Here is a 6598-nt window from a genome sequence, read left to right on the forward strand (position 1 = left end):
GACAGAATAGCCCAAGGCCTGGCAGCAACCGGCACACTTCTGTCCGCCAGATGTCCTTCCCCTCCCCTTACAGGAACCTGCCATGTCCGTTTCGCCTGTCTTCGCCTTGATCACCGGCGCCTCCAGCGGCATTGGCCGCGAGATTGCGCGCGCATACGCCAGGCGCGGCGTGCCGTTGATCCTGACCGCACGACGGGTGGACCGGCTGCAGGCATTGGCCGAGGAATTGCGCAGCACGGTTCGGGTGGAAGTGCTGCCGGCCGATCTGGCCGACCCTGCCGCGGCCGAGGCGCTGGCAACGCAGATCCAGCGCAACGGCTGGACCGTGGGCACACTGGTCAACAATGCCGGTTACGGCGTGCCGGGCCGCTACCTGCATCACGACTGGGCCACGCATGCGCGCTTCCTGCAGGTGATGGTGGGCGCGGTGTGCGAACTGACCTGGCGACTGCTGCCGATGATCCGTGCCAGCGGCCAGGGCCGCATTCTCAACGTGGCCTCCTTCGCCGCACTGACGCCCAGCGCCGATGGGCAGACCCTGTATGCGGCCAGCAAGAGCTTCATGCTGCGCTTCAGCGAATCGCTGGCGCTGGAAAACGCCGATTGCGCGGTCAAGGTCTGCGCGCTGTGTCCGGGCTTTGCCTGGTCCGAATTCCACGACGTGACCGGCACCCGCGAGGCGATGTCCACCCTGCCCGCCTGGGCCTGGCTGCAGGCCGATGCAGTGGCCGAATATGGAATCGCCGCACTGGAGCGCGGCCAGGTGCTGGCGGTACCGGGCTGGCGCTATCGGCTGGTCAACGCAGCACTGCGGCTGTTGCCGCATGCGTTTGCCCTACGCCTGATGGCGCGCGGCTCGCATCGGGTGCGGCCGCTGGCGTGAACACTCATACTTCATGAGGTAGAAACGCTCAAGCGACGCGGGCGACCTTGAGGCCACTACTGACATCACCATTAGGAACACAATCAAGGCAATGACAAGTCTCGGCACAGTACCGCTTTATACACCAGCGGCCACACGCAATGATTCACGGGCACTTCCATTCATTGTTGCTGCAGCGATCTTTTTCATAGCCCAACTGATCATTGATGCCAGGGACTTTACGGGTGATGCCGGCGCTTACTGGGCACTAAGCTCAGCCATCATCAACGGCACCTTCCCACAAACGATCAGGGGCTATGCCTACCCGCTCCTACTGACCCCTTTCAGGCTTGTCTTTGATCAATCGCAGCCCGCAGGGCTGCTTTCTCTAAAAATAGGGCAATCGATCGGATATGCCTACACATTTTCCATATTGCTCCCAAATCTTTACAGATCGATATTTGGCGAGAAGCTTTCTACCGCAAGAAGACTTATTCCACCAACCCTTATTGCATCTGTATTCCCAGGATTAATCTCCTACCCTCTAAGCGATGCACCATCACTTGGATTGATGGCACTGTCCGTGTACATAACGGTGAATTCGATCAGATCAAAGTCGTTATACGGACTATTTGCCGCGGGACTAATCTGCTATCTCACATACAACATCAGAACTATTTATCTATTCTCATTCATTGCCCTCGCCATCGTCTCTGCAACGTTTTTTGCCAAGGACATTCAACACAGAGCTTTTGCGCTCGCGACGTTTTTAGCGGGCTCGCTTATCGGCGCTTTGCCGCAGATAGCAATCAACCACACACACCATGCCACCATGTCTCCGCTCGTGGTGACCGATGTCCGCGGCGCATCACTTTTTGCCAGGCAGCTGACTTGGGGCATGGTGGTCGATAGGTACGAAACCTACATCGACCCCGGTACCGCAAAGGCAACCCCGACCTTCTACGCCAACCAGCGCGGTGCGGCATTATTGGAGAAGAATGGCGGTTTTGTGAAAAACCAGTCTTTCACTCGAATGTTGGCGATTATGGCGAAACATCCAATTACGTTTTTCCAAATCTATCTGCGCCACACCGCCTCAGCGCTCGATGCCAGAGATGGAGAGGTCTATACCAAACAACCATCCGCCGAAAAAAATCGACGCTCGATCCTTTTCCTTATCATCGTCACCTTTGGCATCACTCAGTTGGGCAAGGCGATATTTTTCGCGCCATCCCAGCAGACCGTGAGCGCCAGGGCTCTATACACCCTGACCTTGCTCGCACCTTGCATAGCCATCATTCCTGGCGCAATCGAGACGCGATTCTTTCTCCCCCTCTACTGCCTGGCATATTGTGCGTTAGCTTTTCAAGAAATCAGCAGGAGGGCGTTCTTCATCCAATTGGGGTTGGCGGCGATCCTGACGGCAAGCATTTATTCTTTCGTTGCAGACTCCGTCAAAAGTCCGATTCATTCCCGACCCGAGTCATACATCCCTGGTGAACCGGGTTGAATTCGCCATGATCGCTGACCGTTGCGACACGGAGCACCACGCTTGGTAGGTGTCAATCAGTGATTGACGATCTCGCCGTGCATGGCCGCCAGACGCGCCAGCAGGCGGTTTTGCGTGCGACGCGGAATCTTGCGCTGATCCATGGCCCAGTTCAGATCCTCGACCAGGGCATTGAAGTCGCCTTCGCGGATGGCCAGGTGCGCGTGCGCCTGCTGCATCGATTTGGCGGTGTCCGGGCATGGGCCGTCGGCGACATGGCAGAACTTCTGCACCAGGCGCTCATTGAGCATGACGATATTGACGCGCGCGAATTTATCGACGATGCGTGGGTCGTCGGCGATGCGCGAGAGCATGGTTTCCACCAGCGCTTCAATGCCGGCCCGCCCGCCGAGTTCGTCGTACAGCGTCTGCCGCGATTGCGTGCTGGCGCAGGCGCTCGTCAGGCCCAGCACGCAGAGCAGCGACCAGCGCAGCCATCGGTTCATCAGAACGCCACCTGCAAGGAGAGATAAGGGCCGCGCTGATCGGCAAGCGTGGCGATGTCGCCAAGATCGGCGAATGCAGCGGTCAACGAGACATGCTTGCTCGGGTACCAGGCAACGAATGCATCTGCCCACGCTTGCTCGCGCGCAAAGCCGAGGTTATCGGGTTTGTCGCGATATTCCACACCCACTGCCCAGGACGGCGACAGCACGACGGCAGCGCTGACCTCCGGAACCAGGCGATAGCTGTTGCGGCGATAGCCGCCGAAGCCGAGCAAGCCGGCCTGGTTGGCGCGGGTAGCGCGCAAGGTGCCGTTGAGCAGCAGCTGATATCCAGCAGCGCCCTGCAGCAACAGGCGGCTTGCGCTGACATAGATGTCGGTGCCGTGATCGTCGCGCGCACCGATCGCCAACGGCAAGGTGCCGTTGCGCAGGCGTTTGTACTGCACGCCCAGGCTGACTTGTGGCGCATGTCCGTACACAAGGTCGCCGGCCACGCGCACCTTGGCACCGAACACGTCCTGGCCAAGCGCATTCCATGGCAAGCCGAGCCGGTCCTGCAAGGTGCCCAGATCCAGGCGCTGGCGGGCAAGCGACAGTTCCAGCCGATTGCCGACCGTGAGCGCGGCGCCCTGCACGTCGAGACGGTAATCGCCGCTGTCGACATGGGTTGCGAACGCGACGGTGCCAAGCTCGTCGCGCGTGCCGTACCCGGACAACGTGGCCCACGGCACGATGCCGCCGCCGCTACTGCCTTCGATCATCGACACGCCGCCGGTGGCGAGCAGGCGCCCGTCGCTGGCCAGGGCATGCAGCGGCGCGAACACGCCGGCCACCGCAGCAGCAACAAGCGCAACACCCAGATGCCCGCTCATCGCTGCACTCCTGCATGCGCTGGCGTGGTGATGCCGAGTTGGCGCATGCACCAGGCCACCAGCGGCGCTTCTTCCAGCGGTGGCGAATACAGATAGCCCTGCACCATGTCGCAGCCGTAGCCGCGCAGCAACGCGAGGGCCGCGGCGTTCTCGACGCCTTCGGCAATCACGCTCAGCCCTAGGTTATGCCCCAGATCGATCGTGCTGCGCACGATGAAGGCATCGTCGGTGCCTTCGGCCAACTGCATGACGAAACTCTTGTCGATCTTCAATTCGTTCACCGGCATGCGCTTGAGTTGTGCCAACGAGGAATAGCCGGTGCCGAAGTCGTCGATGGACAGGCGCACGCCGACACTGCGCAACTGATGCAGCATGTGCAGCGCGAATTCGACATCGCGCATCAGGGCACTTTCGGTCAATTCCAGTGTGACCGACTGCGCTGGCACGGCATGATGCTCCAGGCAGCCGCGGACGAAGTCGGGCAATCCGGGATCGGACAGATCCAGTGCGGACAGGTTGATGGCCATGCCCAGTTCCAGCCCCTGCTTGCGCCATTGCGCCTGGCAGCGCAGCGCTTGGTCCAGCACGAAGCGGGTGAGCGGATGGATCACGCCGGAGTGTTCGGCAAGCGGGATGAATTCGTCCGGGCCGATCGGCCCGAGCACCGGATGATGCCAGCGCACCAGCACTTCGACCTGTTCGACATGATCGGTGCGCAGACAAATCTTGGGCTGGAAGCGCAAGGTGAGTTCATTGGCGCCGATGGCCTGACGCAGATCGCCGGTGAGGCGCAAACGCCGCAAATGCTGTTCGTCCTGGCCCATGCGGTAGACGCTGGCGCCGAAGGCGGCCGTCGTACCGACCTGCCGCCGTGCAATGTCGGCCCGGCGCAACAAGGTGTCCGGGTCGGCGCCGTGCTCGGGAATCAAGGCGATGCCGATGCTGGCTTCGAGCTGGATGCGCGCCTGCGGCAACACCAGCGGGCGGCGCAACTGCAGCAGCAGGCGCTGCGCATCCTGCTGCACGCTGGCCGCATCGGCTTGCGCCACCACCACCATGAATTCATCGCTTCCCAGCCGGCCCACCAGGTTGGGCTCCTGCACGACCTCCACCAACCGACGCCCGGCTTCCACCAATACCTGGTCGGCGAAGTCGTGGCCCAGGCTGTCGTTGAGTTCCTTGAAGCGCTCCAGATCCAGGATCAGCACCGCGGCGGTGCCACCGGATGCCACGGTCTGATCCACCACGTCCTTCAAGCGCTCCAGCAACCAGATCCGGTTAGGCAACCCAGTCAGGGCGTCATGGCGGGCCTGATGCAGGATGTGCTGTTCGCGGCTGGCGATCTGGTGCTGCATGCGCCCGAAACTGTCGGCCAGTTCAGCGAGTTCGCGGCCTGGCGGCACCTGCACGGCGGTGCGGTAGTCGCCGCGCTGAATGCGCCGCGCGGCCTGCACCAGTTGCGCCACCGGTTTGCTCACGCTGCGCGCAAGAAAAATCGCCACGCCCAGTGCAGCGACCGTGGCCAAGCCTGCCAGCAGCAGGATCCGCAGCTTGAGGATGCGGTACGGCGCCACGGCGCGATCCAGCGATGCCTGCAAGGCCACCCGCACCTGGCTGTCGCCCTGGATCGATTGCAGCCTGACCAGATAACGCGACTCATCCAGCGTCAGCGGGATCGATGCAGCCTGCACCTTCTCGGCCAGGGGCAGCTGCTGCGCGAATTGGGCGCGCGCCGAGGGCTCCAGGGTGGAGGCCAGCACGCGCACCGGCGGGCCATCGGTAAAGAAGGTCGCATCCAGCCCGGTGGTGGTGCGGAAATCCTGCGCCAGGCCATCGCCGGATTCGTTGCCGATCCCAATCCAGCCGACCCGGTTCGGCGCCAGCACCTGCACCACCGCCAACCGCACGATGTGCTGATTCAGCGCCACCACACCGACCGCGCGTCCATCGCGCTGCGCTTGCTGCAGCAAGGCCTGCACCGCACGCAATTGTTCGGCTTGCGGCACGTCGGCCAGGCCGGTCAAGAATTGGCCATCGGGCGACAGCAAGAGCGCGGTTTGCGCCGACATGCGCGCGGCGTGGTTACGCAAGGCCGACTGCATGGTCGGCACATCGCCGCTTGCAACGGCCGCACGAAACCCGAAATCGTCGGCCAGCACCGACGCCGACTGCAGCAGCTGTTCGTCGCGGCGCACGTTGATGCGTTGCCAGACCCGCTGCCCGATCTCCAGCTCTTCGCCAAGTTGCGCCTTGACGCTGCGCTCGGTCGCCACCTGCACGGCAAGGAAGGTCAGCGCCTGCGTGGCAAGCACGACCAGCACGAGCAAGGCCGCGATGCGGGTATGCAGGCGCATCGACCTCATGGGCGCGGCTTCTTCGGGTCGGCGTTACGGAACTTGTCCTGCAGGGCGCGCACGCGCGCATCCGGTGGCGCCACGGCCGGCGCGGCGCCGGTGGTCTGCAGGGTCACGCGGCGCTGCACTGGTTCGCGTGCGATCACCAACGGCTCGCTGCTGGCCGCGCCCTTGATGCGCGGGTGCCAGACCCGCAGCGTGTAATTGCCCGCAGGCGCCTCCAGCTGGGCGCGGCCATCGCTGCCGGTCTTGCCGAAATACGGCGTGTCCAGCACCACGATGTACCCCAGCATCCAATCGTGGATGTTGCAGCCGATGGTGACCAGACCCGCCTGGTCGAAACGCACCGGCGTTGCGGTGGTGCCTTGAAACAGCGGCAGCTCGAAGCGCTTGGCCGGAGAGAATGAATACACCTGGTGGCGAATCTGATCGTTGTTCGGAAAGCGCACCAGGGTGCCGGTGCGCACTGCGAGCACGGCAGGCACGAACTGCGAATTGACCTGATCCATCTCCGC

The 6598-nt window shown here is 62.6% G+C and carries 6 protein-coding genes; 2 read left to right on the plus strand and 4 right to left on the minus strand.

Annotation, left to right across the window (positions count from 1 at the left end):
* Positions 1 to 82 precede the first annotated feature (82 nt).
* Complete coding sequence (locus LN450_RS12100) at positions 83 to 883, plus strand: SDR family NAD(P)-dependent oxidoreductase (protein WP_011347941.1); 801 nt, start codon at positions 83 to 85, stop codon at positions 881 to 883.
* 91 nt (positions 884 to 974) lie between these two features.
* Complete coding sequence (locus tag LN450_RS12105; protein WP_011347942.1) at positions 975 to 2372, plus strand: hypothetical protein; 1398 nt, start codon at positions 975 to 977, stop codon at positions 2370 to 2372.
* A 56-nt stretch (positions 2373 to 2428) separates the two neighbouring features.
* Here the strand turns inward: LN450_RS12105 and LN450_RS12110 are convergent, their stop codons facing one another.
* The 4 genes from LN450_RS12110 to LN450_RS12125 all read right to left on the minus strand — a co-directional run.
* On the minus strand, positions 2429 to 2857 hold the full coding sequence (locus tag LN450_RS12110; RefSeq protein WP_011347943.1) for a group I truncated hemoglobin: 429 nt from the start codon (positions 2855 to 2857) through the stop codon (positions 2429 to 2431).
* Positions 2857 to 3729, minus strand: a complete 873-nt coding sequence (locus LN450_RS12115; RefSeq protein ID WP_057680348.1) for a DUF3034 family protein — start codon at positions 3727 to 3729, stop codon at positions 2857 to 2859. Before LN450_RS12115 ends, LN450_RS12110 begins: the two co-directional genes overlap by 1 nt.
* Complete coding sequence (locus LN450_RS12120; RefSeq protein WP_011347945.1) at positions 3726 to 6092, minus strand: putative bifunctional diguanylate cyclase/phosphodiesterase; 2367 nt, start codon at positions 6090 to 6092, stop codon at positions 3726 to 3728. Before LN450_RS12120 ends, LN450_RS12115 begins: the two co-directional genes overlap by 4 nt.
* Positions 6089 to 6598, minus strand: a 510-nt coding sequence (locus LN450_RS12125) for a methylamine utilization protein (RefSeq protein ID WP_228885521.1), incomplete at its 5' end; no start/stop codon positions are given. The genes LN450_RS12120 and LN450_RS12125, both read right to left, overlap by 4 nt.

It is taken from the genome of Xanthomonas euvesicatoria pv. euvesicatoria (assembly GCF_020880415.1).
Taxonomy (GTDB): Bacteria; Pseudomonadota; Gammaproteobacteria; order Xanthomonadales; family Xanthomonadaceae; genus Xanthomonas; species Xanthomonas euvesicatoria.